The sequence below is a fragment of the Streptacidiphilus sp. P02-A3a genome (genome assembly GCF_014084105.1).
Taxonomy (GTDB): domain Bacteria; phylum Actinomycetota; class Actinomycetes; order Streptomycetales; family Streptomycetaceae; genus Streptacidiphilus.
In genome coordinates this window covers 5,083,575-5,110,012 of record NZ_CP048289.1, presented here as the reverse complement: position 1 = coordinate 5,110,012, position 26,438 = coordinate 5,083,575, and the positions used below count along the sequence as shown (strand labels likewise).

Below are 26,438 nucleotides of genomic sequence, written 5' to 3'. Positions count from 1 at the left end.
CTCAGCCGCGGTGGAGCGCGGTCAGCCGCTCCAACTGGGACACGCAGTCCGTCGGCGCGGGGTCGGACATCAGGTCGACGTACAGGCGGTCGGCCCCCCGCCGGAAGCCCGGCTCTTCGAGTACCCGGACCAGCGCCTTCTGGACGCTCGCCGCGTCGAGCCCGTCCAGCTCCAGCGCGAGTCCCGCCCCGTACCCGGCCACCTGGCGCGCGGTGGCCGTCTCGTCCCACAGCGGCTGCGGGACGACCACCTGCGGCACCCGGAAGGCGGCGGCCGAGGTGAAGGTGCCGCGACCGCCCTGGTGGATGATCGCCGAGCAGGTCGGCAGGAGCTGGTTGAACGGGACGTAGCCGACGGCCCGCACATTGCCGGGAACCGGTCCGAGCGAGGACAGCTGACTGTCGGTCATGGTGGTCAGCAGGTCCACGTCCAGTTCCGCCACGCTGTCGAGGAACGCCCGCAGCGGGAAGGACGGGGTTCCGCAGTGGATCTCCTCCCTGGTCATGCCGAGCGTCAGCACGGCTCTGGGCCGCCGGGGCCGCTCGTCGAGCCAGGGGAGGAACTCGGCCGATCCGCCGAAGGGAACGCGCCGGACCGGGACGGTCGTACCGGGGGAGCGGTAGGGATGCGGTCGGCACAGGTCGACCGACCAGTGCCCGAGCAGGGTCTCCTCGTCGAAGTCCAGGCCGTACGGTTCGAGCAGCGGCCGCAGCCATTCGGCGCACGGGTCGGGGACGTCCCCGCCGACGGCACGCATCTCGGAGCGCATGCGGGCCCGGGCCATGCCGATGGTGTCCATGCCCCAGACGATCCGGGCGTGCGCGGCGCCGCAGCGCCGGGCGGCCACCGGGGCGGGCAGCATGAGCATGTCCCACAGCACGAGATCCGGCCGCCAGGAGCCGGTGAACGAGACCAGGTTCCGCAGCAGGTGGCACTGCTGCCCCAGGTCCGAGCCCGGCGCGTACACCTCCGTGTACATGAAGCGCAGCGCCTCGCGGAAGCCGTGCCACCGGTCCTCGTCCTCCTCGTCCGGGTCCAGCGCCAGGAAGTCGGACTGGTTGTGCGCGCCCGGGCGCACCGGGGAGACGTCCCCCTCGCCGCCCAGCGGCACCGCGTTCAGACCGGCCGCCGTGATGTGCCGGGTGGAGTCCCGCTCCGGGCCCCAGTCAGCGGTCAGCACGACCTCGTGCCCGGCGCTCTGCAGCGCCCAGGCGAGCGGCACCACCGCGTTGAGGTGTGCTTTGACCGGCAGCGTCGCGAAGGCAATGCGCATGCGTATCTCCGTTTTGAGGCGGCCGTGCTGGGGCGCGCTCCAGTCTCCCCGGATCCACCGCCGGGCACACACCCCGCTGGGCCGATCGAGTTCACCTCGCCGGAAAGACTGCTGCGCACGGGTTGCACGTCCGCCTTTCGGTGATCCGGACACCCGGGACGGAGAACAAGGATGGACACGAACTCATGAGAGGACGTCGACCATGGCCGCATCCAGCAAGCACTCGACGGCGCCGCGCGGGCGGGTGGTGCGGACGTACAGCACCGCGGGGCCGAGCGCGCGGATCCGGCGTCCGGACGCCGCCCCGCCGCGGCCGGAGGCGTGATGCGGGCCGCGGTCATCGGCGCCGGCTTCCTGGGCAGCGCGCTCGCCACCGGCGCCGAGCACCGGGGCTGGGACGTCACCGTCATCGGCCACTCCGACCCCTACTCCCTGGGCCGCCGGCTCACGACCGCCGGAACCCTCACGTTCATCCCCGGCAGCGGAGCCGCCGAACTGTCGGCCGTCCTCCGCCGGGACGTCGGCGTCGTCGTCATCGCCGCCGGTGGCCGCTTCCCGGTGCCGTCGGCGGACGAGCCCGAGGCCGACGCGGTGGACACGCTGTCGCTGCTGATCAACGTCTGCGAGGCGGTGCGCACGGTCAGCCCGGACACCCGGATCGTGTTCCTCTCGTCGGCCGGGGGCGTCTACGCGCCGGGGCCGGGAACAGGACTGCGGGCCGAGACGGACCGGGCGGTGCCGACCTCCCCGTACGGCATGTCGCGGCTGATGGCCGAGCACTACCTGGAGTTCTACCGGCGGGTGCACGGACTGTCGTGCACCGCGCTGCGCTGCTCCAACGTCTACGGCCGGCTGCTGCCGGAGTCCCGCGGGCAGGGCGTGGTGTCGGCGGCGTTCCGCTGCGCGCTGACCGGCACGCCGTTCCGCCTGCACGGGACCGGAGCGCAGCGGCGGGACTTCCTGCACGTGGACGACTTCGTGCGGGCGGCGCTGGACCTGGTCGCCCTGGGCACGGACGTCCCGGGAACCGTCAACATCGGCTCCGGAGTGGGCTGCTCGGTGGTGGAGGTGGTCGAGCGGGTGTCCACCGTGATGGCCCGGACGATCCCGGTGGTGGCGGGGCCGAGCGCCGGGACCGATACCGGCAGCCTGGTGGTGGACACGTCGCTGCTCCGGTCGCTGGTCGACTTCCGACCGCTGCCGCCCGACCAGGGCATCGAGCTCATGGGGCGCGGCCTGCGGTCGGACGCCTCCTTGCCGCGCTAGAAGAAAGGCACGTGGAATGTCGGTTCTCATCACTGGCGCCGAGGACTTCCTCTCCTCGGTGCAGACGAGCGAGACGCCGCTGACCCCGGATCCGGAGGCCTTTCTGCGGGAGCGCGCCGCCGCCTCCTCGTTCTCGGTGGAGCAGGTCCCCCTCGGCTCCCTCGCCGACTGGCGCCTCGACGACCGGATCAGCCATTCCTCGGGCCGTTTCTTCACCGTCGAGGGGCTTTCCGTCCAGACCAACTTCGGCCCCACGCCGCAGTGGTGCCAGCCGATCATCGTACAGCCCGACATCGGCGTCCTGGGAATCCTGGTGAAACGCATCCACGGCGTCTACCACTTCCTGATGCAGGCGAAGATGGAGCCGGGGAACAGCGCCCTGGTCCAGTACTCGGCGACGGTGCAGGCCACCCCCAGCAACTACCAGCGCGTGCACGGGGGGAAGTCGACGCCCTATCTCGACTACTTCCTCAATCCCGGCACCCGCGTCGTCATCTTCGACCAACTGCTCTCCGAGCATTCCTCGTGGTACCTCTACAAGCGGAACCGCAACATGATCGTGGAAATCCCCGCGCACGAGGAGGTGCCGATCGCGGCGGAGTTCACCTGGCTCACCCTGGGGCAGCTGCGGCGGCTGCTGGCCAGGGGCAACCGGGTGAACATGAACGCGCGGACGGTGCTCGCGTCCATCGCCTACGCGCTGCCCGGCACGCCGCGGGGCGGCGGCCGGGAGTCCACGGAGTTCCACGCGGCCGTCGTCCGGTCGCACCAGCGGCAGACCGGCGACGGGGACGTCGCGTCCGCGATGACCTGGCTCATCGACCAGAAGGCCAGGTTCAACCTCGACGTGAGGCGGATCAGCCTGCGCGAGATGGCCGGATGGATCTGCGACGAGGAGAGCATCCGGCACCGGGAGGGCCACTACTTCCGGATCGTCGGGCTGTCGGTCGGGGCGACCAGCCGGGAGGTGGCCGCCTGGGCGCAGCCGATGCTCCGCCCCAATCCCGGCAATGTCGTCACCTTCGTCTGCCGCCGCCGCCAGGACACGCTGGAGTTCCTGGTCCAGGCGATGGCCCAGCCGGGCGCCACCGACCGGGTCGAGCTGGCCGCGACGGTCCAGCTGACCCCGGGGAACTACAACGGCCCGCAGGACCTGCCGCCGCTGGCCGAGCTGCTGCACTGCGACCCGTCCTGGGTGGTCGTGGACGCGGTGCAGTCCGAGGACGGCGGACGCTTCCAGCACGCCGACACCAGGCACCTGGTCATCCAGCTCCCGGAGCACCACCCGATCGAGGCGCCGGACAACTACCGGTGGATGTCGCTGGGGCTGCTCAACCGGCTGATGCGGCTCGGCTACTACGTCAACGTGGAGACCCGCAGCCTGATGGCCTGCCTGCTGTGAGGCGGCGCCGGGCTCAGTAGAGGACGCTCGACCGGACCGGCGACCGGCGGCGTCGCGCGGTCCGGGTCGGCGGCTCCGGCTGGGCGTACCTCCCCAGCTCGCTGGCGCGGAAGGCGGCGTTGTCGTGGATGCCGATGACGTAGCCGTCGGGGTCGCGGAAGTAGAACACCCGCTGGCCCACGTCGTCCGTCAGCGGGCCCTTGATGACCTCGGTGCTGCGGGCGACGCGGTCGTGGAACCCGTCGAAGTCGTCAACGGTCAGGTAGAGCATGCCGGCCAGGCTGATCGGGGTGTCGGCGAGGGTGGGCAGCCACTGCTTCAGGTCGGCGTTGCTGTACAGCAGTCCGCAGAAGTCGCCCTGGTAGAGCAGCATGTGGATGTCGTCGCCCGGGCGCGCCATGGTGGAGTCCACGGCGAACCCGAGTCCCTCGTAGAACGCGATACTGGCGGCGGTGTCCTGGACGCTGATACACGTCGCGAACGGCATGACGACCTCCCACGGTACGAGTGTTTCCGGTGGCTGGAACCCTGACCGGCCGACGGTGGCGCCTCACGGGCTCGGCAGCGGGTCGGCCCGGTGATCGAGCGGCGCCCCGACCGGCTCCGCCGGCGCGGTGGAGTAGAACTGCTCCGCCCACTTCCGGTACCGGCCGATGGGGCCGTCGCCGGGCGCCAGCCGCGGCGTCGGCTGGTACTTCTGGTACTGCCACACCGGCAGGTCCATCGAACTGCCGGAGGCGTGGAGCAGGTAGAAGGCGTCGCGCAGCAGGCGCGCCGCGGTGGCGCTCACCGCAGCGGACAGCGCCCTCGGCAGGCCGCCGACCGGACCGACGGTGGCCGTGGCGGCGAACCGGAACTCGCTCAGCCACGGGTCGATCGGGGTGGGGAGGGCGAAGAACCGGGTGCTGACCCCGGTCCAGGGCAGATCGCACTCGATCATGGTCAGGCCGAGCCCGTGGACCCGGAAGGTGTAGTCCACGCGGACCTGCCCGACCCGCGGCAGTGTCCGGGCGACCTGGAACCGACCGGTGCAGACCCCGCCCTCGAACGAGACGTCGGGGACCCGCGCCAGGGTCGCCCCGTGCAGTTGCTCCAGATGCCCGAAGTCGATCACGTTCTCGGTCATCTGCTGCGGGTGGCTCGCGACCTCGAACGTCTTTCCGCGCGGGACCCGCCAGCCCGCGGTCGGGATCGTCGGCGGCTCCCAGGCCGGCGGCGAGCCGTCCTGGCTGCCCCAGACCAGGATCAGCCCGCCGGTCTCCCGCACCGGCAGCGTGCCGAGCGCCGCCCTGGGCGTCGGCCGCCCGTAGCCGGTGCGGTGGCAGGGGCCGTCCAGGCTGAACACGAACCGGTGGAAGCCGCAGGTGATCTCCTCGCCGGAGACCGTGCCCAGGACGCCGAGGTGCGCGCCGAGGTGCGGGCAGTGCGGGCGCAGCGCGCGCAGCGTGCCGCCGGCGCCGCGGGCCAGCACCACGTCCTCGCCCAGCAGCCGCCGGGTCAGCACCTCGCCGCGGCCGACCTCGTGGCCGAAGCCGACGCAGAACCACCCGTCCGGGTAGGGCAGCGGCGGCTCCGGGAACGCCAGGTTCGCCGGGGTGGCGCCCGCTCCGTCCCGGAACAGCCTCAGGTACCCGCGGTTGCCTGGAACCCTCCACGCCATGCGCCGCTCCCTGCGTTCGGATGCCCCGGGTCGCGACGTCACCAGCGCACCGGGAGTTCGGCCAGCCCGCCGGTCAACGCGTCCTGGCGCAGCCGCAGTCGGTCCGGGGCCACGGCCGGGCGCAGCGTGGGAAACCGGGTGACCAGCTGGGTGAGCACCGCCCGCAGCTCGATGCGGGCCAGGGGCGCACCGAGGCAGTACCTGGCGCCGTAGCCGAAGGTGACGTGGGCCCCGGCCGCGCGGGCGATGTCGAGCTGATGCGGATCGGGGAAGGCGGCGGGGTCGTGGTTGGCGGCGCTGTTGCCCAGCAGCACCAGCTCTCCGGCCCGGACGGCGACCCCGTCGATGTCCAGGTCCTCCCGCGCGTAGCGGGGGATTCCGCCGCCGGACCCCTTCGTAGAGGCCCGGAGGATCTCCTCGACCGCGGTGTCGACCCGGGCGGGGTCGTCCACCAGCGCCTGCCACTGGGCCGGGTTGGTCAGCAGCAGCAGCGTGCCCAGGCCGATGTGGACCACCGTGGTCTCGTGTCCGGCGAAGAGCAGCGCCATCGACAGACCGGCGATCTCCTCGTCGGGGACCCCCTCGACGGCGGACAACCGGGAGATCACGTCGTCGCCGGGTTCGACGCGCTTGCGGGCGACCAGCTCCCGTCCGTAGTCGAACAGGTGGCGCACCCCGCGCTCCGACCGGGCGCGGTCGCTGAGGTTGGCGGCGTCGGCGGTCCAGGCGCGAAACCGCTCGCGGTCGTCGTACGGGACGCCGAGCAGTTCGCAGATCACCAGGATCGGCAGCGGCACGGCGACCCCGGCGTGCAGGTCCGCCGGTGGCCCGTGCTCGGCCAGCTCGTCCAGCAGCCGCGTGGTCAGGGCCTCCACCCGCGGACGCAGGGCCCGCATGCGCTTGGGGGAGAAGTGCGGTTGCAGCAGTGAGCGGATGCGGGCGTGGTCGGCCGCCTCGGTGGCGAAGTCGCCCAGCACCGCGTCGAACAGGGTCTCGCCGGTGCGCGCCGCGGTCTCCGGGGTCGGGTGGGACCGGCCGAGCCGGTCGTCGGCGAGCAGTTGCTGCACCCGTGCGTGGCTGGTGACCAGCCACGCCTCGTCCCCCAGCGCGGTTCGCACCCGGTGCACCGGCCCCTGGGACTGGAGCTCCCGCAGTCCCGGGGCGATGCGCAACGGATCCCACTGCTCGAACGGCAACTGCGCGGTGACGGTCATGACGATCTCCGGCTCAGCCGCGCTCGGGTCGCCGCGCGACGACGAGGAGATATCCGAGCAGGGGCGCGTCGATCACGGCCTGCGGGTTGAAGTAGCAGGTGGCTTCCGGGTTCTCCAGCTTCAGCCGCATCCGCTCCGCCTGCTCCGCCAGGAACGCGAACGACCGGTGCACGGTCTCGTCGGTGATGTCCAGCATCTCGGTGAACCGCAGGCCCGCCGCCCGGAGCAGCAGCGGGTACTCGTCGAGCTGCGCGGTGGTCGACCCCATGGTCCTGCGCAGCGGATGCACGTCGGGCGCGGGCGCCGGGCGCCGGTAGAAGTCGGTCAGCACGATCCGGCCCCCGGGGCGCAGCACCCGCCGCATCTCCCGCAGCACCTGGGCCCGGTCGGGCATGTGGGGCATCGACTCCAGCGCGAAGACCGAGTCGAAGGAGGCGTCGGCGAACGGCAGCCGCATGGCGTCCGCCCGCTGGAAGGAGACGTGCTCCAGCAGCGAGGTGGACCGGGCCAGCTCGTTCGCGCGGGCGACCTGCTCCTGGCTGACCGAGATGCCGGTCACCGCCGCACCGGTGCGGCGGGCGAGCCGCACCGCCGGGGCGCCCACGCCGCAGCCGACGTCGAGCAGCCGGTCCCCGGCGCTGATCCGCAGCCGCTCGGCCATGACGTCGGTGAGCCGGTCCGTGGCCTCCTCGAAGGTGAACTCGCTCTCCGGGGTGTCCCAGTAGCCGAGGTGCGCGTTGTAGCCGTGCGCCGCCTCGGCTCCCAGGAAGTCGGCGGCGAGCAGGGTCATGCGGTCGTACATCCGCCCGACCTCCTCGGCCACGGGCGCGGTCGCCGCCGTCACTTGGTCCGTCATCTGTCCTCCTCCGGGCTACGCCCTGGTCCGCCGCATGATCACTGTCTCCGGGGGTTGTGCGTCCAAACGCTCCGCTCCGCGATCGGCCCCGTTGGGGGGAACACCGATCACGCGCTCCCGCAGGGACATCGGCAGTGACCGTGGGGTGGAGGAGAGCCGGGGCGCCATGCGGGCGTGCGCCCCGGGCAGCGGATCGAGCTGCCAGCGGCCCACGATGGAGGCCAGTGCGAGGGTGGCCTCGGTCAGCGCGAAGACCTCCCCGATGCACTTGCGGGCGCCGCTGCCGAAGGGCGTGAACACCCCGCGGGGCGGCCGGGAGGCGTCCTCGTGCCACCGGTCGGGGTCGAACCGCTCGGGGTCGGGGAACAGGTCCGCGCGGTGGTGCACGATGTGCGGGCTGTAGACGATGATGGAGCCCGCCGGAAGGCGGTGGCCGGCCAGTTCGGTGGCCTTGGTGGTGAGCCTGGTGAACAGCCAGCCCGGCGGGTAGAGCCGCAGCGTCTCCATGATCACCCGGCGGGTCAGCTCCAGGTCCGGGATGTCGTCGTACTCGGCGATCCGCCCGGAGAGCACCGCGTCGACCTCGTCGTGGAGCCGCGCCCGGATCTCCGGATTGCGTCCGAGCAGGTACAGCGCCCAGGACAGCAGCGGGGCGGTGGTCTCACTGCCGCCGAGGTAGAAGGTGAAGACCTGGTCGTGGATCTCCGCCTCGGTCAGGCCCTGGCCGTTGTCGTCGCGCACGGCGAGCAGGATGGACAGCAGGTCCCCGTGGTCCACGCCCGCGCGCCGGTAGTCGGTGGTGAGCTGGGCGACGTACTGCCTGAGCCGTCTGCGGGCCTGGTGGAAGCGGCGGTTGCCGGGGGTCGGCAGCCGGTTCAGCAGACCCCAGGGCAGCAGCATCCGACGCATCATGCCGGTCATCACGTCGTGCATGCACAGCCGGAGTTCGCCGAAGGTCGCGTCGTCGAGCTCGGCCGCGAACAGCGTCCGCGTCGCCAGGCTCGCGGTCAGCTCGTTCATGGTGGCCAGCACGTCGAGGCGGCCACCCTCGGTCCAGCCCTGGAGCATCGCGGTGATCTCCGAGGACATCACCTTGGCGTAGGCGGGCAGCCGCTCGCGGTGGAAGGCCGGTTGCAGCAGTCGGCGCTGGCGGCGGTGGTCCGCGTGCGGGCAGGTCGCCAGGCCGTTCCCGGCCACGGTCCGGACCAGGTCGAAGATCGCGCCGCCCTTGTCGTAGGTGCGGTCGTCGAGCAGGACCTGATGCACCAGGTCAGGATCGCAGAGCACGTGGAACGGCACCGGTCCGAGCTTGATCTTGACCAGGTCGCCGTGCGCCGGCAGCGAGGCCAGGAAGTCCAGCGGCCGCCTGCCGAGCGGCAGCGCGTGGCCGAGCACCGGCAGCGCCCCCGGCGCCGGACCGACTCGCATACCCCCGGTCATGCCCGCTCGCCCCGGCGGTCGGGCCGGTCCTGGGCGGCGTCGGCCCGCTTGCGGGCGACCCAGCATCCCATGACCACCTTGCCCTGCTCGATGCCCTCGCGCAGGGCGGGCATCGAGGCGGCCAGCAGCGTCTCGAAGCCCCCCGCCGCCGGGTCCGGGCGGTCGCCACCGGCCTGGGCGGCGTTGGCGTCGTGGAGCTGCCAGTTGGGGCCGATGTCGCCGTGGTCGCTGTACCGGGACACCGACTCGACCTCGAAACCCGCGGCCTGGAGCAGGCCCTTGAGCGCACCGAACGGGATGACGTGCGGAATGGCGAATCCCTGGCACATCGGTTCCACCCACCGGGCGTAGTCCGCGTCCGAGAGGCCGTCGGCACAGAACCAGTCGACGCCGACGAAACCGCCGCCGGGGCGGAGCACCTTGGCGATCTGCGCGTAGGCGTGCTGCCTGTCGGGGGCGTAGCAGAGCGCCTCGATCGAGAAGACGCCGTCGAACTCGGCGGGTCCGAACGGCAGCGCCATCGCGTCCGCCTCGACGAACGTCAGCCGCTGACCGACCTCGCTGTCGCGGTGCAGGGACCGGGCGACCTGGACCTGGTGGCCGCAGATGTTCACGCCGGTCACCTCGGCGCCGGTGTGCTCGGCGATGGCCGCGGCCGGGCCGCCGATGCCGCAGCCGACGTCCAGCAGCCGGTCGCCCGCGCTGAACCGGCCCTGGTCGGCGAGCCACCGCTGAAGCGTCAGCTGGGCCTCCGGCAGCCGCTGCCCCTCGGCGAACCAGGCGAGGTGGAACGAGTCCGACCACACGTCCCGGCAGACGTCGGTCACCAGTTCGTAGTAGCGGTCGACGACCCGCGCGTAGTGCTCCTCCCGGTCTCCGGGTGTCCGCACCAACTCAAGGTACTCGGCGTTCTGCATACGATTTCCTTTCGGCTGCGGGGAGCGACTGGAGCGGGGGGAAGTCGGGGACGGCTTCCGCCGGGCCGGTCCGGGGACCGGCGTGCCGCCAGGCCTCAGCGAGTCCGACCGTGCCCGGCCCGGGGAACGGGGCTCGGGGACAGGGTGAAGAAGCGCTGCTGCCACAGGGCGTGCAACTCAAGCCCGGTCTGCTCGGTGAGGCCGACCGTGGCGTCGGCGAGCGCACCGACCGTCCGGCTGCCGTCGGCCCGCTCCAGCAGCGCGAACAGCTCCGGTGAGACGGCGGCCCGCGGACCGGTGGCGTAGTCGAGGACGATCTCGTGGGAGACGGCGTTCTCGCCGGAGCCGGTCGCCCGGGTGCTCCGGGTCAGCTTCGTGACCGGACGCAGCGTCAGTACCAGGCTGTCGAGGGCGCCGTGGAATCCGGGCCGTCGGCGCACCAGGAAGTCGTCGACCACCAGGCAGTCGAGCTCGGTGGTCAGCAGGCAGGTCAGCGCGTCCTCGACGCTCTGCACGATCGGCTCGGCGCTGTTGTTCATCGAGGTGTTCAGCAGGACCGGCGTACCGGTGAGCGCGCCGAACCGGGTGACCAGGCGGTGGACGCGCTCGTTCACCTCGGGGGCGACGATCTGGATCCTGGCGGTGCCGTCGACGTGGGTGACCGCGCCGAGCGTCCGCCGGTGTTCCGGGCGCACCCGCACCACGAACGACATGAAGTCGTAGTTCGCGGCCGTGTCGGGCAGTTCGAAGTACGTGTCGGCGGCCTCGGACACGACCATCGGCGCGAACGGGCGGAAGCTCTCCCGCTTCTTGATCATGGCGTTGATCCGGGTCCGGTTCTCGGCCGGACGCGGGTCGGCCAGGATGCTGCGGTTGCCCAGCGCGCGCGGACCGAACTCGGAGCGGCCCTGCGCCCAGCCGATGACGGCGCCCTCGGCGAGCAGCCCGGCCGTCGTCTCGACGATGTCCGCCGGGCGCTCGTACTCGACCAGCCGGCCCCACGACTCCAGCTTCTCCCTGACGCTCTGTGAGCTGCCGAGACCGGGACCCAGACTCGCGCTGCGCAGTCGTTCCTTGAGCCGCACCGGCCCGGCCAGCGCCTCCTGCGCCAGCAGCGCCGCGCCCTCCGCGGTACCGGCGTCATGGGAGGCGGGATGCACGAACACCTCGCCGAAGAGACCGGAACGCAGCACGGCGCCGTTGAGACTGCAGTTGTGCGCGACACCGCCGCTGAACACCAGCCGGGTGTGCCGGGTGGACAGGCTCCAGTACTCCAGCACGTGCAGCACGATCCGCTCCAGCATCTCCTGGAGCCCGGCGGCGAAGTCCTGGTGCCGCTGTTCCACCGGGTCGCTCGCCCGTCTGGGCGGCAGCCCGTGGGCGAAGAACAGGTTGCTCACGTATTCGAACGCCATGGCGTGCGGGGGGAAGTCGTAGTCCCCGTTCGGACCCAGGGTGTACATCGAGTCGAACACCGCGCGGTAGACGCCGGGATCGCCGTAGGGGGCCAGGCCCATCACCTTGTACTCGTCGCCGAAACGGAATCCCAGGTGCCTGGTGGCGTTCAGGTAGAGCAGCCCCAACGACTTGTGCATGGCGAACTTCGAGATCGGTTCCAGGTCGCCGCCGGTGGCACTGAAGACGGTTCCGGAACCGTCCTCGCCCATGCCGTCGAGGACCACGACCAACGCCTCCACCATGCCGGAGCGGGCGAAGCCGGACATCGCGTGGGCACGGTGGTGCGACGTGTAGCACAGCTTCTGGTCGGGGAGTTCCCAGCCGAGGCCTTCCCGCAACCGGTCCTTGATGAGTTCCCGGGAATAGCGGAGGGGAACACCGGGGTTATCGGCATAAAGCCCGTTGAGCATGATATCCAGATGCTGCTCGGGAAAGTAGTAGCCGACCGCGTCGATATCGGCGGGAGTGGCACCGGCAATGTCGAGGCAGGCCCGGACGGCATTGATCGGGAATTTCGTGGTGTGCTTGATCCGGTTGACCCGCTCCTCCTCGACCGCTGCGATCAGGACACCGTCCCGCACCAGGGCGGCAGCCGCGTCGTGATACATGTACTCCCGCAGGCCGGGCACGATATCGGAGTTCTCGGGGGAGAAGTTTCCGTTCAGTCCGATCGTCAACATGTTCGACAACGTAGTATGGGCGAGCGGACCCCTGCAACTCGGGCAACGGAGGCCGCGTCAGCCGTACACGTTCGGCCGAACACACCGAGAACGCAACCGTGTTGTGCGGCTCCGGGCCGAGCGTCGCGCTCCTGGCCCTGCGGTGAACGTGCGGCCGCTGCGTGTTCGCCCGGTGGTCTCAGCCGAGGGCGACGTGGAGCCGGACGGTGGTCCCCGTCTCGGCGGTGGAACGGATCTGGACCAGGTCGCACAGCTGCTGGACCAGCCACAGGCCCCGGCCGCCGGTCTGGTCGATGGTCGGGCGGATCCGGCCGACCAAGGGGTCCTGGACGTGACCGGAGTCGTGGAACTCGCAGACCAGGCTCGCGTCCTCGGCCCAGACCCGCACCGTTCCCCGGCCACCGCCGTACTTGATGCTGTTCGAGGCGACCTCGGTGACGGCGATCAGCAGCTCCCGCAACCGGGCGCCCTCCAAGCCGTGTTCGGTGGCGCAGGTGGTCACCCTGGACCGCACCGCCGTCAGCTCCCCGGTGCGGAAGGACAGCTCCTGATAGGGGTCGCACGGCGAGCCGAGCTCGGCGAACACGTACGGCTCGTCGACGAAGGAACTGCTGGGGCCGTGGCTGCCCTCGTGCAGGACCAGCGGGTGGCAGCGCTCGGCGGCCTCCAGCACCGAGGGCTCCAGCGCGGAGGTGTCGTACGGGCACAGCAGCCACCAGGCGGGCGACTCGGCGAAGGCGAGGTTGATCAGCCACTCGTGGTAGTGCAGCTCGCCCGCCTCGGCGACAGTGCGGTCGGCCCAGGGCGACTCGCTGATCCCGCGCACCTGGTGGCCCTCGGTGGCGCGCTTGCTGATCCAGTCCTGCCAGGCCGGGAGCAGTCGGCCGGGATTGCGGCCGAGAGCCGCGGTGTCCAGGAAGGACACGTTGTCCGCCGCCCCGCTGCCCTCCAGCTCCGCGCGCAGCATCTGCTCCTTCGAGTCCGCGACCGCGACCAGGACCAGCTCCTGTCCGGCGCGGGCGTCGTCGATGAAGGAGAGCGCGCCCGACAGGAACTCCGCCTCGCCCGCGTACGGGTACAGCTCGTGCCGGAAACCGGGCTCGGCCTCGGCGGCGGGTCCGGCGTCCGCGGGGCTGGTGCGCTCGGTCATGGTGCCAGCTCCACCGGGATCTGCGGGGCGTCATAGCCGAGCAGCGCCCAGCAGCGGCGTACCGTCTCGTTCGCGCCCTCCACGATCACCTTGCGGTCGGGGAAGGCCGCGGCGGCCTCGGCCAGGGCCTGCATACCGGCGGCGTCCATCAGCTCCAGGCCCTCGCAGCGCAGCCGTACCGTGGCCGACCGGGACAGCAGTCCGCTGACCGCTGTCCGGAAGGTCGCGGCCCCGTCGCTGTCCACCACGCCGCTCACGCTCCAGCAGTCCGATTCCGCGCTGAACATCCGAAAATCCGGCATCACCGGCCTCATGCCCACAGTATGCGGATGTACGCCGACCGACTGCTCGACAGACGCGCGGCGAAAGCTCTGCCGGTGGTACGCGCAGACCACCAGCGCCCTGCCCTCGGCGACCAGGGCGTCCAGTCCCAGCTCGTGCCGGGCGACCTCGGCGGGGCTGGCGCCGTCGGGCCAGACCTGGTCCATCCGGGCCAGCACCCGCAGCGCCCGGAAGCCCTCCCGGTTGGCGGTGTCGGCCTCCCGGCGGACGACGCCGAGCATCGCCTCCGCGTCCCAGGAGTCGGGCCAGGTGTCCTCGGCGTGCGGGTCCACCAGCAGCTCCGGCGCGGCCTCGCGCCGCTGCCGACGGGGCCCCCGCGCGCCCACGACCAGTACCTTGTCCCCGTAGAGGGCGCCGTCGGAGAGGAACGCGCGGGCGGTGCCGGTGAAGTCGTCGCCCGGGTCGACCAGCCAGCAGACGTGGTCACCCACCTCGACCGGATCCAGGGTCGGCAGCGTACGTGCGCTCCTCACACCGACCTTCCTCTCTGCGGCCCGTGGTCCCGCGGCCCGGGACCGACGTGGTCCGGCAGCGGGTGCCCGATCCGATCAAGGGCTCCCCGGCCGATGTACCGGCACCAGCATATCGGCGGCGACCCGGGCGGAGGCGCCGGCCCGGAGTCCCGGGCGCCGGTCACGGCCGGTTGATCAGCGTGGCGAACAGCACGATGTCGTCGTCCTGTTCCGCGCCGAAGGTCTCCAGCAGCGAGTCGCACAGTTCCTCCGGCGACGTCGGAGCGGCCAGGGCGGCGGCGCGCATCGCCTCCAGCCGATCGGCGATGTCGCTGTCCCGGGTCTCGATGAGACCGTCGGTCACCAGCAGGACCCGGCTGCCGTCGGCCACCTCCAGCACGGTGGACGGCGGCTGCGGACGGCCGATGCCGATGAGCGGGCCGTGGTCGTCGACGAAGGCCGCGGTCCCGTCCGGGGCGAGCAGCAGCGGCGGCAGGTGGCCGCCGTTGGCGATGGTCACGCTGCCGTTGTCGGCGGCGATCAGCACCAGGCACACCGTGGCCGTCCACCCCGGCCACTGGCGGACGAGCAGCGTGTCCAGCAACTCCATGACGGCCCGGGGCGAGTGCCCCTCGACCGCGTACGCGCACAGCGCGTGCCGCAGCTCGCCCATGACCACGGCGGCCTCCAGCGAGTGCCCGACGACGTCGCCGACGGCCAGCAGCAGGCCGTCGGGTGTGGCGTGGGCGTCGTAGAAGTCCCCGCCGACCTGGTTCTGGGTGGTCGCGGGCACGTAGCGGACGGCCGACTCGACCCCGGCGACCCGCGGCAGCCGCCCGGGCAGGAAGGAGCGCTGAAGCGTCAGCGCCAGCACGTGCTCCTCGCTGTAGCTGCGCAGCGCCTCCAGCGCCAGGGCGCAGGCCTGGGCGAACTGGGTGAGCAGCTTGCGGTCCTCGTCGCCGCGCACCGCCCCGGCGCGCACCGCGATGCACACCGCCGGACGGTCGCGCTTGGTGCGGGCCGCCACCAGGACGGCGTCGTCGGCCGGGGGGCTGCCGGTCGCGCCGAGCGCCGACAGACCCTGCCACACCGACGCCGGGACGTGGCTGATCTCCACGCCGATCCGGTCGCCCAGGCCGCCCTCGGTCAGCTCCCGCAGCAGGTCCGGCGATGCCGGGCGGGACACCGGACCCGCGTCGCCCGCGTCGTAGGTCAACCGGACGGTGTCGGTCTGCGGCGCCTGGGAGAGCACCACGGCGCCCGGGCCGAACAGGGCGGTCGCGCCCCGGGTGGCGGCTGCCGCCAGGCCCTTGCTGTCCGCTGCGCCGTACACCTCCAGCGTGGCCTGGTTCAGCGCGGTCAGGCGCTGCGCGAGCCGCTCGGCGCGGGCCCGGGCGCGGCCGTAGCGCAGCGACGCGGTGACCGTGGCCAGCAGTTCGCTGGGCGCGATCGGTTCGGTGAGGTAGGCGTCCGCGCCCCGGAACAGGCCCTGGGTGCGGTCCGCGGTGGCGATGGCCGTGGCCGAGACGTGGATGACCGGCATACCGGCCGTGCGCGGGGTCGCCTTGATGTGCTCGCAGATCTCGTAGCCGCTGATGTCGGGAAGCCTCACGTCCACCACGGCCAGTTCCGGCAGGTCCGCCACGTCGGCCGTGTCGAGCAGGGCCAGCGCCTCGGCGCCGTCGGCCGCCTCGACCACGGTGTGGCCGGCCCGCCTGAGCCAGCTGCACAGGACGTAGCGGTTGGCCGCGCTGTCCTCGACGACCAGCAGTACGGCCGGCTGCTCGGGGGCTTCGGGTGCTTCAGGGGCGGTCATGGCGGAGGGTCCTCTCCCTGGTCTCGTGGGCGATGAGATCTGCGAGTCGTTCAGCGGTCAGGCCGTCCTTGCCGAGGACCGCGAGTGCGTGGCCGAGCCCGGCGGTGTCCACCGCGGACGCGTCGGCGGAGGTGACCATGATCACGGGGATCTGCCGGAGCGCCGGATCGGCGGCCAGCCCTTCGAGGACCGTACGGACGTCCGCCTCGGGCATGTGCAGGTCCAGCAGCACCACGTCGGGCTGTTCGCGCCGGACCGACGCCACCACCAGGCGGCCGTCGTGCACCTCCACCACGCGGTCCGCGAGGCGCCTGAGCACCGGACGGAACGTCTCCAGGAAGACCGGGTCGTCGTCGGCGATCAGGACCGACCCGAGCCGCCGCAGGCCCGGGCGCGCCGGGGTGTCGGCCGGAGTGCTCAGCGGCAGCCGCAGCACCACCCGGGTGCCCTCGCCCGGTCGACTGTCCAGCGTCAGGGTGCCGCCGATGAGGACGGCGAGGCGGCGGGCGTACGGCAGACCGAGGCCGGTGCCCGGACGATCGCGCTGGTGCGCGCCCTTGACCTGGTAGAACTCCTCGAAGACCCGCTCCAGCTGGTCCTCCGGGATACCCACCCCGGTATCCGTGACGGTGAACGACAGCCAGTCCGGGGCCTCCCGCCGGACGTCCAGCCGGACCTCCCCGTGCCGGGTGAACTTCAGGCTGTTGGACAGCAGGTTGCGCAGGATCCGGGTGAGCATCACCTCGTCCGTCACCAGCACCGGCAGGTCCGGCGGATCCGCCCGGTCCAGGTCCGGGAAGTGCAGCGACACCTCGGGCTGCACGGCGGTCGCCGTCATGATCCCGCGCAGCTGCACCAGCAGCGCCCGCAGGTCGACCGGGACCGGCTGCGGCTCCATCCGCCCGGCCTCCGCCTTGGCCACGTCCAGGAGTTCGTCCACGAGCGTGAGCAGGATGTTCCCGGCGGCGCTGACCAGCGACAACTGCCGCCGCTGCTCCTCGGTCAGGGGCTCCGAGCCCGGGTCGAGCATCAGCCCGGTCATGCCGATCACGGAGTTGATGGGCGTGCGCAGCTCATGGCTGACGTTCGACCAGAAGCGGGTCTTGGACTCGCTCGCCTCGCGCAACTGGCGGCTCTTCTCGTCCAGTTCCGCGTACAGCGCCAGGACTCCCCGGTTGGTGTTCTCCAACTCCTCGGTGAGTTCGCTGTAGAGCGCCAGCACCCCCTGGTTGGTCTCCTCCAGCTCCGCGTTCAGCCGCTGCAACTCCTCGCCCTGCCTGCGGGATTCGTCGAGGGCGGCGAGCAGGTCGCGGGTCTGGGCCCGGAGATCCTCGGTCAGGCTGGCGCCGTCGCCCTCGCGCAGCGCCTGCCGGATCCGCGCGGCGCGCGTCGACCGCTGCTCGGCGTCGGCGTCCCGGGGGAGCACGCAGCCGATGCTGAGCCGACCGCGGTCCGGGGCGTAGTCGACCTGCGGCAGCAGCCGCGACACCGCGTCCAGCGACTCCTGGCTCGGGGCCCGGTCGTCGGGCCAGTCCAGCACCACCGCCAGCGCCGGGTGTCCGTTGCCGACCAGGAGGAACTCGGCGGTCATCGGCCGAGCCGCGCGGAGCAGGTCGCGGCCGAGTTCGCTCAGCGCGGTGGCCAGCCGTACCTGGTCGCGGGTCTCCATCCCGGCGGCCCGAGCCGCGGCCTTCGCCTGTCTGCGCAGCGTGAAGACATCCCGCTCGAAGGACACCTCCAGCCGCAGCAGCGGCTCGCCGGGCGAAAGTTGATGATCTGTCATCGGAGCGTTCACCAGGCGCCCTTGGCCACGACCACACCCGCGTCGTCGTGCCGGATACCGGCCTCGCGCAGCAGTTGGGCGGCCATGACCACGGGGGAGTGCAGCAGCAGTCCCGGCAGCGTGTCGCGGCTCCAACGTTCGGTGAGTCCGTCGGTGTGCATCACCAGCGCGCTGCCCGGCGGCAACGGCTGTTCGAAGGTGCGCATGCTGCGCATCTGGTGGCCCACGATTCCCGGGTGGGACATCAGGCCGACCCGGGAATCGTGGCCGAGCAGGGTGGCGGCGATGTTGCCGATCCCGCAGAACAGCAGCCGCCCGGCCTGGGGCTCGATCCGGGCGACGGCCAGCGCGGCGCCGCGGGTCCCGCGCAGAGCCCGGTGGATGTCCTGGACCACCTGCTCCGGCATCGATGACCGGCTGTCGCGGAAGGCCCGCACGGCCGCCTCCGCGGCCAGGGCCGCGAGCGGACCGTGCCCGAGGCCGTCGCAGAGCATGACCAGCACCGCGGAGCCCTCGCCCGGTCGCGGGGCGGGCCAGGCCGTGGAGACCGGCCGGGTGGCGGTCAGCGACGCCCAGTCGACGGCGCCCCCGCCCGGAACCGTCCGGACCTGCCGCTCCGGGGCGGCCTCGGCGGCCGTGGGACCGTGGTCCACTTTCGCCGCCCAGGCGTCCCCGCACTGCTGTTCACCGCTGATGGGCCGGGTGACCCCGTCCGCGACCGGCTCCTCGGGCCGGGTATGCCCGCCCGCGGCCCGCTCGGCGTGGTTCCGGGGCCAGAACCGGGCCGCCAGCACGGTGCCGCGGCCGGGGATCGAGTGGATGTCGAAGACGTCCGCGAGTCTGGCCACGGCCCCCAGGCCGATGCCCAGGGTCCCGGTGGACGAGCTGCCGTCCAGCATGGCGTCGGGGACGTCGGACATGCCCGGGCCCGAGTCGACGGCCAGGAACTCCACCCCGGCCTGCTCCGCGTCGCGCACCGCCCGGAGCAGCAGGGTGCCGTCCACGGCATGCTTGTCGAGGTTGGTCGCGGCCTCGGAGACGGCCAGGGCGACCTGCCCGGCACGCTGTTCGTCCAGCCCCATCCGGCGGGCCAGCGCGGCGGCGGCGCCGCGCGCGGCGGAGAGCTCACGGAACCAGGTGACCTCCGCACCCTCCAGCAGCGAGAGGTTCACCTGGACCACTTGACGATGGTCACGGTGGTGCCCTGGCCGGGGCGGCTGTCGATGGTGAACTCGTCGACCAGCCGACGGGAACCGCTGAGGCCCAGGCCGAGGCCGGTGCCCGAGGTCCAGCCGTCGGTCAGGGCCAGGTCGAGGTCCGGGATCCCCGGTCCGCTGTCCTCGAAGACCACCCGCACACCCCGGCGCAGGCCGTTGTCGACCAGCGCGATGTCGGTGGAACCGCCGCCGCCGTGCACCAGCGTGTTGCGGGCCAGCTCGCTGGCGGCGGTGATCAGCTTGGTCTGGTCGACCAGGGACAGCCGGCACTCCTGGGCGGCGGCGCGGACCAGTTGGCGGACGCGCACCACGTCGTCGCTGGACTCGATGGGCGCGTGCGTCGGCCGCGAGTCGAGACTCACGACGCGGTCGGATCTGCTGAGCCGCCGCCGGACCTGACGCCGGAGTGGCGCAGGGCCTGGAGGCCCTTCTCCAACGTGAGCGCGGTCCGGACACCCCCCAGTGACAGGCCGAGCTCGACCAGGGTGATGGCCACGGCCGGGCGCATGCCGACCACCACGGTCTCCGCGTCCAGCAGGCGGGAGATGGAGGCGATCGTCGCCAGCATCCGGCCGACGAAGGAGTCCACGATCTCCACGGCGGTGATGTCGATGACGACCCCGTGCGCCTCGGAATCCACCACCCGGGCGGCCAGGTCGTCCTGCAGGTTCAGCACCGCCTCGTCGTCCAGGTCGGTCTGGATGGACACCAGCAGCACGTCGCCGATCCGCAGGACCGGTACCCGGTCGCTCATCGGGTCCGACCACCGAGGTCGGTGCCCGACTGCTTCAGGGCGTGGCGCAGGGCGTCGGCCAGGGTCGCCTTGGTGGTGATGTCGCCGAAGTCGATGCCCAGCGCGACGATGGTCTGGGCGATCTGGGGTCGGATACCGGAGATGGTGCACTCGGCGCCCATGAGCCGGGCGGCGACCACGGTCTTGAGCAGGTGCTGGGCGACCTGGGTGTCCACGGCGGGGACACCGGTGATGTCGATGATGGCCTGCTCGGAACCGGTGTCGATGAGGGCCTGCAACATCTTCTCCATCACCACCATCGTGCGGGCCGAGTCCAGGGTGCCCACCAGCGGTACGCCGATCACCCCGTCCCACAGCTTCACCACCGGCGTCGACAGCTCCAGCAGCTGCTCGGCCTGGGCGCTGATCAGCTCCTCGCGGGCCCGGGCGTGGGTCTCCACGGTGAACAGCCCGAGCCCGTCCAGGAGCCGGCTCAGCAGCACGTAGGAGCGCACGTTGGCCGGGTCGGGGTCGGCGGTGAGCAACGGTTCCAGGGCCGCCTTGAGCTCGAAGACGCACAGGGCGGTCTCGGTCGGGGTGAAGCCCTGCCTGGCCTTGGCCCGGGAGAGCTCCGTCAGCAGGGCCCGCACCTCCCCGAACGCCTCGCTGTGGGCGTCCAGGCTGCCCCGGCGCAGCGCGGCCACCAGCGCGCCGTACAGCTCCCGCAGCTCGCGGTCGATCTCCGCCCGGCTTCCCCGGCCGCGCAGGGACGAGACGACCGAGGTCACCCAACCGGCCGCCAGGTCCTCGGACTCGACGGTCAGCAGCTGTACCAGCCGCGCGCACTCTTCCTGATCAGCCACGACATGTTCCTTCGCTAGGGGCTTCCCCAAGACCGGCTCGGGGGATCCGGCCGATCTACGGCAGGGTATGCCATCGGTAGGGACAGGCTCGAATGGCCGTCCGGGGCGGGAATTGGGGCCTTCCCAGCTTCGCCGCCGACTCCTTCTACCCCGGATCGGCTCGCCCAAGCCGGTCCGGTCCGGACGCGGTCGTGGACAACCGTTGTTGTCCACGACCGGAGTGCCGCCTAGACTGGCGGGCATGCCCAGCAATCCTTTCGATGTGGTGCTGCCGGAGCGCGAGATCGCGGCCATCGCCGACGCGGCCGTCGCCGACCTGGCGCAGCGGCTGGCGCAGCGTGCCTTCCGGCCGATGGGTGATCCGCAGGCCGGTCCCGGAGAGGTCCCGGAGCACGACGCCCTGGCCATCCTGCACGCGCTGGTCCACCTCCAGCACGCGATCGAGCGGCAGAAGGACCGGGCGGCGACCACCGCCGCCCGGGAGGGGGCCGGCTATCCCCAGCTCGGCGCGGCCTGCAACATGAGCCGCCAGGGCGCCCGCCGCCGGTGGCCCGGTCTGGTCTCGGCCGGGCATCCCGAGGACGAGGGCGCGCGGCCGCGACCGGCCGACGGGAGCCACTGATGGCCGCGCTCGCAGCCCCCCGCCCGTTCGACGTCCTCCTGGTCGAGGACGATCCCGCGGACGCGATGCTCATCGAGGAGGCGCTGCGGCACCGCGGGGCCACCCGCCGGATCGCCCGGGCAGTGGACGGTGTCGCCGCCCTGGAGCGGCTGCGCGACCCGGCCCTCCCGCGCCCGGACCTGATCGTCCTGGACCTGAACATGCCCCGGATGAGCGGCGGGGAACTGCTGGACGTGCTGAAGAAGGACGAGGAGCTCAAGATCATCCCGGTGGTCGTGCTCACCACCTCGAACGCCCCCGACGACGTGTCCGGTGCCTACCGGAGCCACAGCAACGCCTACATCACCAAACCGGTCAACCTCGACGACTTCATCCACGCCGTGCGGGACATCGGCACGTTCTTCCTGGACACCGCCACCCCGCCGGGCAGTCACGGTCCGTGACCACTCGCTAGGGGTGAGCGGTGGCGTTGTGGTGCGCCCAGAGCTCGTCGCAGAGGATGCAGTGCGCCCTGCCGGCCCGGTTGCGCCGGTCGCCCTTGCGTATCCGCTTGCCGCAGACGCAGACGGCGTCCCGGGGGGCCTCCTGGGTGCCCTCGAACTCCGGATAGCAGGTCATGCAGACGATGTGGCGCAGGTGGTCGTCCGGGTCGGACCGGCGGTCGGTTTCAGCGGTCTCCAGCGGGTCGGATCCAGGTCGGACCGTCTCCTGCGGCGGGGCTTCCCCACCTGTCGCTCGGATCATGGCGTCCACGTCCCCTTCCTGTGTTCAACCGGATCCCTTCCCCGGAAACCGGGTTTCAACGACCGGCGGGCCCCGGTGGCGGCTCCCGGGCCGTTCAAAGCCGGACTCGCTGGGCAGGCGCCCTCAGTAGGAGCAGTACGCGGAGCGAGGAGAGCGCTGTGTCGCAGATTGAGGAATCGATCGGGGTCGACGCGCCCCTGGGTGTCGTCTACGACCTGTGGACCCGGTTCACGGAGTTCCCGAGGTTCATGGGCGGGGTCGAACGGATCGACCGGATCGGCTACGACCTGACCCACTGGGTCACCAACGTGGACGGCGTCCACCGGGAGTTCGACGCGCGGATCACCGAGCACATCCCGGAGGAGCGGATCGCCTGGGAGTCGGTGGGCGGCACCCGCCAGGCGGGCGTGGTCACCTTCCACCGCGTCACCGACCAACACGCCAAGGTGATGCTCCAGCTGGACCTGGACCCGCACGGCCTGCTGGACATCCTCGGCGACCGGCTCGGCTTCGTCTCGCACCGGGTCCAACTGGATCTGCGCGAGTTCAAGCGGTTCGCCGAGGACCACTACCAGCAGCAGCGTCCGGACCGGGACCCGGCCACCCGCCGGGCGTGAGCCCGGCCCTCAGGAGGGCTTGGTGACGGTGTCCAGGAAGAACGTGTCGATGCTCTGGACGGCCTGGACGAAGTCGTCCAGGTTCACCGGCTTGGTGACGTAGGCGTTGGCGTGCTCCTGGTACGCGCCGGTGACGTCGTCGGGCGCGGCCGAGGTGGTCAGCACCACCACCGGCACGCTGACCAGGGTCTGGTCCTTCTTCAGGACCGAGAGCAGCTCGCGGCCGTTCATCCGGGGCATGTTGAGGTCGAGAACGATCAGGTCGGGGCGTGGGTTCCCGGCGTCCCGGAGGTAACCGAGCGCGGCGACGCCGTCCACCGCGCGCTGGACGCTCCGGGCCATACCGCGGTCCAGCAGGGCCTCCTCGACGAGCATGGCATCGGCGTCGTCGTCCTCGACCAGCAGCACGGTGTACGGGCGGGGCGGAGCAGCAGCGGCCATCTGAGGGCTTCTTTCACATGAGTGGGGCTCGACGGAGGCCGGGCGGTGACGGAGTGCGCTCCGTCATACTGCCACCCTACGCAGAGTTGGCACCCGCGACAACGCGAGTTGTCGCCGTGACGGTAGGCTTTCGCCGTTCCGCGGCTACCGCGCGGACGTGCCAGGCACAGCCCCGACCTGGGTGCTGTCTGTGTCAGAGTGGAGACCAGCAGTGTCGGCTCAACCGCAACAGGCAGTCCTGGACGCAGGCGTGGGGAGCAGCACCCCCGCGGACCCGCCCGGACGGGGCACGCTGCTGTGGAGCACCCGGCGGTGGCTGGTCACCGGCACCGCGGCGGCGCTGGCGGTACTCGTCGTCCTCGGCGCGTTGGTGACCTGGTACTTCTCCTATTCGACCTCGGTCACGAACCAGCTGGTCGAGCGCAGCAGCCCGGCCCTGGTCGCCGCCGTGCAGTTGCAGGCGGCCCTGGTCAACGAGGAGACCGGGACCCGGGGCTACGCCATCTCCGGGCAGACCGACTTCCTCCAGCCGTACACCGAGGGCCTGGCCGAGGAGACCGTCGAGGTCGCCCAGCTGCGGCAGCTGACCGCGGGAGACGGCGCCGCCGCCGCCGATCTCGACCTGGTGCTGGCGCGGGCCGGTACCTGGAAGCACGACATCGCCAGGGGCATCGTCGCGTCGCCCCCGGGACACCCGGTGCCGGCCGCCGTGGCGCAGGTCGACAAGGGCAAGACCGAGTTCGACGCGCTCCGGTCGGCACTGACCGCTGAGCAGCAGCAGCTGCAGGGCCGCCGAACGGTCGCGATCGCCGACCTGAAACACTCCTGGGCGTTGCGGGACTGGCTGTTCACCGCCATCGCGCTGGTCGTCCTGGCCCTCACCGTGCTCGTGTTCACCGGACTGCGCCGAGGCGTGAACGCACCGCTGGAGCACCTCTCGACGCAGCTGCGGGTGGTCGCCGACGGTGACTTCGATCACCCCATCGTCAGCAACGGCCCGACCGACCTGCGGCAACTGGCGCGCGACGCCGAGGCGATGCGCCACTACCTGGTCCAGGAACTCGCCAACAGCCGGGCCGCGCAGGCGGCGGTGGACGCCCACGCCGCCGAACTCGTCCGGTCCAACGCCGAACTGGAGCAGTTCGCCTACGTGGCCTCGCACGACCTGCAGGAGCCGTTGCGGAAGGTCGCCAGCTTCTGCCAGCTGCTGCAACGGCGTTACGCCGCACAGTTGGACGAGAAGGCGAACCAGTACATCGGCTTCGCGGTGGACGGCGCCAACCGGATGCAGACGCTGATCAACGACCTGCTGGTGTTCTCGCGGGTGGGACGCGTCCACGACGGCTACGCCCCGGTCGACCTGGACCAGGTCTGGGCCTCGACCGAGGACTCGCTCAGCGTCGGCATCGCCGAGTCCGGCGCCGTACTGGTCCACGATCCGCTGCCGACCGTGGACGGCGACGCCACCCAACTGGGCATGCTGCTGCAGAACCTGGTCACCAACGCGATCAAGTTCCACGCCCCGGAGCAGCCCCCGCGAATATCACTGGCCTGCGAACCCGACGCGAACGAGGACCTCTGGCGTTTCGCCTTCACCGACAACGGGATCGGCATCGATCCCGAGTACGCGGAACGGGTGTTCGTGATCTTCCAGCGGCTCCACCCCCGGGACGCCTACCCCGGCAACGGCATAGGCCTCGCCATGTGCAAGAAGATCGTCGAGTTCCACGGCGGCACCATCGCCATCGACTCCGAGTACACCGAGGGCACCCGCATCGCCTTCACCCTCCCGCGCGGCAGCGCCACGACCGCCGAGGCCGACACCGACACCGATACCGGGGAGCAGCCGTGATCCCGGACGTCACCTCGGCCACCGCCCCGCAGCACGGCCCGGGCGGATCCGAGCACTACCGGGTCCTGCTGGTCGAGGACGACGCCGGTGACGCCCTGCTGGTCGAGGAGTCCCTGGCGGACGCCCGCCTGCCGCACGAACTGCGCTGGAAGCGCGACCTGGCGAGCGCGCTCGCCGACATCGCCGAGAACCCGCCGGACTGCGTGCTGCTTGACCTCGGACTGCCCGACATCGTCGGGGTCGCGGCGGTGGGCGCGATCCAGACGGCCTGCCCGCATGCCGCCGTCATCGTGCTCACCGGCCTGGACGAGGCCCGCTCGGCCAGTGCGGCCGTCGCCAGCGGGGCCCAGGACTACCTGGTCAAGGGCCAGGTCACCCCCGAGCTGCTGGGCCGCGCGCTGCGCTACGCGGTCTACCGGAAACAGGCCGAGCGGGCGGCGGCGGAGCTGCGGGAGAACCAGATCCGCGCGCGTGAGAACGCCCGCCTGGAACGCGGCCTGCTGCCCACGCCGCTGGTGCACTCGGCCAGCGTCACCGTCAACAGCCGGTACCTGCCGGGACGGGAGCAGGCGCTGCTGGGCGGCGACTTCCTCGACGCCGTGCAGACAGCCGACGGCAGGATCCACGCGGTCATCGGCGACGTCAGCGGTCACGGCCCGGACGAGGCGGCCCTCGGCGTCTGCCTGCGGATCACCTGGCGCGCCCTGGTCCTGGCCGGACACCTGGGCACCGAGCTGCTGGACCTGCTGGAGCAGGTGCTGGTCGCCGAACGTCCGCGCGCTGAGATGTTCGCCACCTGCACCACGGTCACCATGGCCGCGGACACCCGGTCGGCGACCCTGCTGCTGGCCGGGCACCACGAACCGCTGCTCTGCGCGGGCAGTGTCGCCAGTGAGGTGAGCGCGGCGTTCGGCCCGGCACTGGGGATCACGCCGGGACGGCGCGCCTGGCGGCCCACGACGCTGCCGCTCCCGGCGTCCGGTGCGTTGATGCTGTACACCGACGGCCTGATCGAGGGACGCAGCGGTCCCGGCAGCGAACGGCTCGGCGCGGCCGGCCTGATCGACCTGATCTCCACCGCACCGGCCTCCGCCGTCAACGGACTGCTGGACCACCTGATCGGCGCCGCCCGGACCCTCAACGCCGGACGCCACAGTGACGACCTGGCGATCCTGCACCTCTCCTGGGACCGGGACTGAACGACCTCCGGGGGCAGCCCCGGTCGCACGCCGAGGGGCCGCCCGATCGGGCGGCCCCTCGGCGTGCGCGTACCGGCTCGTCCGTCCGGCTCATCCGTCCTGTTGCTCGTCCTGTTCCGAATCCGGTTCGTCCGCCAGGTCGCCTTCCTTCGCAGGGCCGGTGGTCTGCGCGACGGGCGGCGTCGGCGCCGTGATCGTCTGCGGTACACCGGAGCCGGGGTGCGTGCTCGGCTGGGAGCCGGACGCGTGGGTTGCCTTGTCTTTGTCATCAGAAGGGGACATAGGCTACGTATGCCCGTTTTTTCGGATTCGAACGCCCTGCTTCGGTCCCGTCCCCGGGCCTGATTCCGGCCCCGGGCTCGGTCGCGTCGAAGCAGGCGCATATGCTGCTATGTGGGTAGATTCAGTGAGAGGCAGCGGCCTGTTCGGCGAGGTGACGCC

General features: G+C 71.8%; 26 protein-coding genes. 8 read left to right on the top strand and 18 right to left on the bottom strand.

Annotated features, from left to right (window positions below; genetic code table 11):
• Position 1: 1 nt before the first annotated feature.
• The gene (locus GXP74_RS22370; protein WP_182453027.1) at positions 2-1,273 is read right to left on the bottom strand and encodes a nucleotide disphospho-sugar-binding domain-containing protein; all 1,272 of its coding nucleotides are present in this window, start codon (positions 1,271-1,273) and stop codon (positions 2-4) included.
• A gap of 202 nt (positions 1,274-1,475) precedes the next feature.
• On the opposite strand from GXP74_RS22370, the gene GXP74_RS41610 reads away from it, so the two are divergent.
• The 3 genes from GXP74_RS41610 to GXP74_RS22360 are packed head-to-tail and all read left to right on the top strand — an operon-like array spanning position 1,476 to position 3,941.
• Positions 1,476-1,598, top strand: a complete 123-nt coding sequence (locus GXP74_RS41610) for a hypothetical protein (RefSeq protein WP_255528144.1) — start codon at positions 1,476-1,478, stop codon at positions 1,596-1,598.
• Positions 1,598-2,539, top strand: coding sequence for an NAD-dependent epimerase/dehydratase family protein (locus GXP74_RS22365; protein WP_182453026.1), 942 nt, complete (start codon positions 1,598-1,600; stop codon positions 2,537-2,539). The genes GXP74_RS41610 and GXP74_RS22365 overlap by 1 nt, the downstream gene beginning before the upstream one ends.
• Positions 2,540-2,555: 16 nt before the next feature.
• Positions 2,556-3,941 (top strand): NDP-hexose 2,3-dehydratase family protein, encoded by a 1,386-nt coding sequence (locus GXP74_RS22360; protein ID WP_182453025.1) that lies wholly within the window; start codon positions 2,556-2,558, stop codon positions 3,939-3,941.
• Positions 3,942-3,954: 13 nt separating this feature from the next.
• On the opposite strand, the gene GXP74_RS22355 is transcribed toward GXP74_RS22360, so the two are convergent.
• The 15 genes from GXP74_RS22355 to GXP74_RS22285 form a co-directional block, all read right to left on the bottom strand.
• A complete protein-coding gene (locus GXP74_RS22355; RefSeq protein WP_182453024.1) occupies positions 3,955-4,428 on the bottom strand; it encodes a VOC family protein in 474 nt (157 codons plus the stop codon).
• 63 nt (positions 4,429-4,491) lie between these two features.
• Entirely contained in the window at positions 4,492-5,601 is a 1,110-nt protein-coding gene (locus GXP74_RS22350) for a Rieske 2Fe-2S domain-containing protein (protein WP_182453023.1), read from the bottom strand.
• A gap of 38 nt (positions 5,602-5,639) precedes the next feature.
• Positions 5,640-6,815 (bottom strand): cytochrome P450, encoded by a 1,176-nt coding sequence (locus GXP74_RS22345; protein WP_182453022.1) that lies wholly within the window; start codon positions 6,813-6,815, stop codon positions 5,640-5,642.
• A 13-nt stretch (positions 6,816-6,828) separates the two neighbouring features.
• Complete coding sequence (locus tag GXP74_RS22340) at positions 6,829-7,671, bottom strand: methyltransferase domain-containing protein (RefSeq protein WP_182453021.1); 843 nt, start codon at positions 7,669-7,671, stop codon at positions 6,829-6,831.
• A 15-nt stretch (positions 7,672-7,686) separates the two neighbouring features.
• Positions 7,687-9,099 carry a cytochrome P450 gene (locus tag GXP74_RS22335; RefSeq protein WP_225448111.1) on the bottom strand — a complete coding sequence of 471 codons (1,413 nt, stop codon included), beginning with the start codon at positions 9,097-9,099 and terminating at the stop codon, positions 7,687-7,689.
• A gap of 8 nt (positions 9,100-9,107) precedes the next feature.
• On the bottom strand, positions 9,108-10,028 hold the full coding sequence (locus GXP74_RS22330; RefSeq protein ID WP_182453020.1) for a cyclopropane-fatty-acyl-phospholipid synthase family protein: 921 nt from the start codon (positions 10,026-10,028) through the stop codon (positions 9,108-9,110).
• A 95-nt stretch (positions 10,029-10,123) separates the two neighbouring features.
• The gene (locus GXP74_RS22325; RefSeq protein ID WP_182453019.1) at positions 10,124-12,166 is read right to left on the bottom strand and encodes a carbamoyltransferase C-terminal domain-containing protein; all 2,043 of its coding nucleotides are present in this window, start codon (positions 12,164-12,166) and stop codon (positions 10,124-10,126) included.
• A gap of 178 nt (positions 12,167-12,344) precedes the next feature.
• Positions 12,345-13,316 carry a sensor histidine kinase gene (locus tag GXP74_RS22320; RefSeq protein ID WP_182453018.1) on the bottom strand — a complete coding sequence of 324 codons (972 nt, stop codon included), beginning with the start codon at positions 13,314-13,316 and terminating at the stop codon, positions 12,345-12,347.
• Positions 13,313-14,131 carry an MEDS domain-containing protein gene (locus GXP74_RS22315; RefSeq protein ID WP_182453017.1) on the bottom strand — a complete coding sequence of 273 codons (819 nt, stop codon included), beginning with the start codon at positions 14,129-14,131 and terminating at the stop codon, positions 13,313-13,315. Before GXP74_RS22315 ends, GXP74_RS22320 begins: the two co-directional genes overlap by 4 nt.
• Before the next feature lie 160 nt (positions 14,132-14,291).
• Complete coding sequence (locus GXP74_RS22310) at positions 14,292-15,926, bottom strand: fused response regulator/phosphatase (RefSeq protein ID WP_182453016.1); 1,635 nt, start codon at positions 15,924-15,926, stop codon at positions 14,292-14,294.
• Positions 15,913-17,709, bottom strand: coding sequence for an ATP-binding protein (locus tag GXP74_RS22305; RefSeq protein WP_182453015.1), 1,797 nt, complete (start codon positions 17,707-17,709; stop codon positions 15,913-15,915). The genes GXP74_RS22310 and GXP74_RS22305 overlap by 14 nt, the downstream gene beginning before the upstream one ends.
• Before the next feature lie 8 nt (positions 17,710-17,717).
• Entirely contained in the window at positions 17,718-18,890 is a 1,173-nt protein-coding gene (locus GXP74_RS22300) for an ATP-binding SpoIIE family protein phosphatase (protein WP_182453014.1), read from the bottom strand.
• Positions 18,878-19,288: an anti-sigma regulatory factor gene (locus GXP74_RS22295; RefSeq protein ID WP_182453013.1), complete on the bottom strand. Its 411-nt coding sequence runs from the start codon at positions 19,286-19,288 to the stop codon at positions 18,878-18,880. Before GXP74_RS22295 ends, GXP74_RS22300 begins: the two co-directional genes overlap by 13 nt.
• Positions 19,285-19,680 carry an STAS domain-containing protein gene (locus tag GXP74_RS22290; protein ID WP_182453012.1) on the bottom strand — a complete coding sequence of 132 codons (396 nt, stop codon included), beginning with the start codon at positions 19,678-19,680 and terminating at the stop codon, positions 19,285-19,287. The genes GXP74_RS22295 and GXP74_RS22290 overlap by 4 nt, the downstream gene beginning before the upstream one ends.
• Entirely contained in the window at positions 19,677-20,522 is an 846-nt protein-coding gene (locus GXP74_RS22285; protein ID WP_182453011.1) for an STAS domain-containing protein, read from the bottom strand. Before GXP74_RS22285 ends, GXP74_RS22290 begins: the two co-directional genes overlap by 4 nt.
• Before the next feature lie 241 nt (positions 20,523-20,763).
• Here GXP74_RS22285 and GXP74_RS42275 point away from each other — a divergent pair, with 241 nt between their 5' ends.
• Together GXP74_RS42275 and GXP74_RS42270 are read left to right on the top strand one after the other, a co-directional pair.
• A complete protein-coding gene (locus tag GXP74_RS42275) occupies positions 20,764-21,144 on the top strand; it encodes a hypothetical protein (RefSeq protein ID WP_182453010.1) in 381 nt (126 codons plus the stop codon).
• Positions 21,144-21,587, top strand: a complete 444-nt coding sequence (locus tag GXP74_RS42270) for a response regulator (protein ID WP_182453009.1) — start codon at positions 21,144-21,146, stop codon at positions 21,585-21,587. Before GXP74_RS42275 ends, GXP74_RS42270 begins: the two co-directional genes overlap by 1 nt.
• Positions 21,588-21,594: 7 nt before the next feature.
• Here GXP74_RS42270 and GXP74_RS22270 read toward each other — a convergent pair whose 3' ends face one another.
• The gene (locus GXP74_RS22270) at positions 21,595-21,888 is read right to left on the bottom strand and encodes a hypothetical protein (protein WP_182453008.1); all 294 of its coding nucleotides are present in this window, start codon (positions 21,886-21,888) and stop codon (positions 21,595-21,597) included.
• 158 nt (positions 21,889-22,046) lie between these two features.
• Between GXP74_RS22270 and GXP74_RS22265 the strand changes: the two genes are divergently transcribed.
• A complete protein-coding gene (locus GXP74_RS22265) occupies positions 22,047-22,505 on the top strand; it encodes an SRPBCC family protein (RefSeq protein ID WP_182453007.1) in 459 nt (152 codons plus the stop codon).
• Between the two features lie 9 nt (positions 22,506-22,514).
• Here GXP74_RS22265 and GXP74_RS22260 read toward each other — a convergent pair whose 3' ends face one another.
• Positions 22,515-22,946, bottom strand: coding sequence for a response regulator (locus GXP74_RS22260; RefSeq protein ID WP_182453006.1), 432 nt, complete (start codon positions 22,944-22,946; stop codon positions 22,515-22,517).
• Between the two features lie 250 nt (positions 22,947-23,196).
• Between GXP74_RS22260 and GXP74_RS22255 the strand changes: the two genes are divergently transcribed.
• Positions 23,197-24,798, top strand: a complete 1,602-nt coding sequence (locus GXP74_RS22255) for a sensor histidine kinase (protein WP_225448110.1) — start codon at positions 23,197-23,199, stop codon at positions 24,796-24,798.
• Entirely contained in the window at positions 24,795-25,997 is a 1,203-nt protein-coding gene (locus GXP74_RS22250) for a PP2C family protein-serine/threonine phosphatase (RefSeq protein WP_225448109.1), read from the top strand. Before GXP74_RS22255 ends, GXP74_RS22250 begins: the two co-directional genes overlap by 4 nt.
• Positions 25,998-26,438 lie beyond the last annotated feature (441 nt).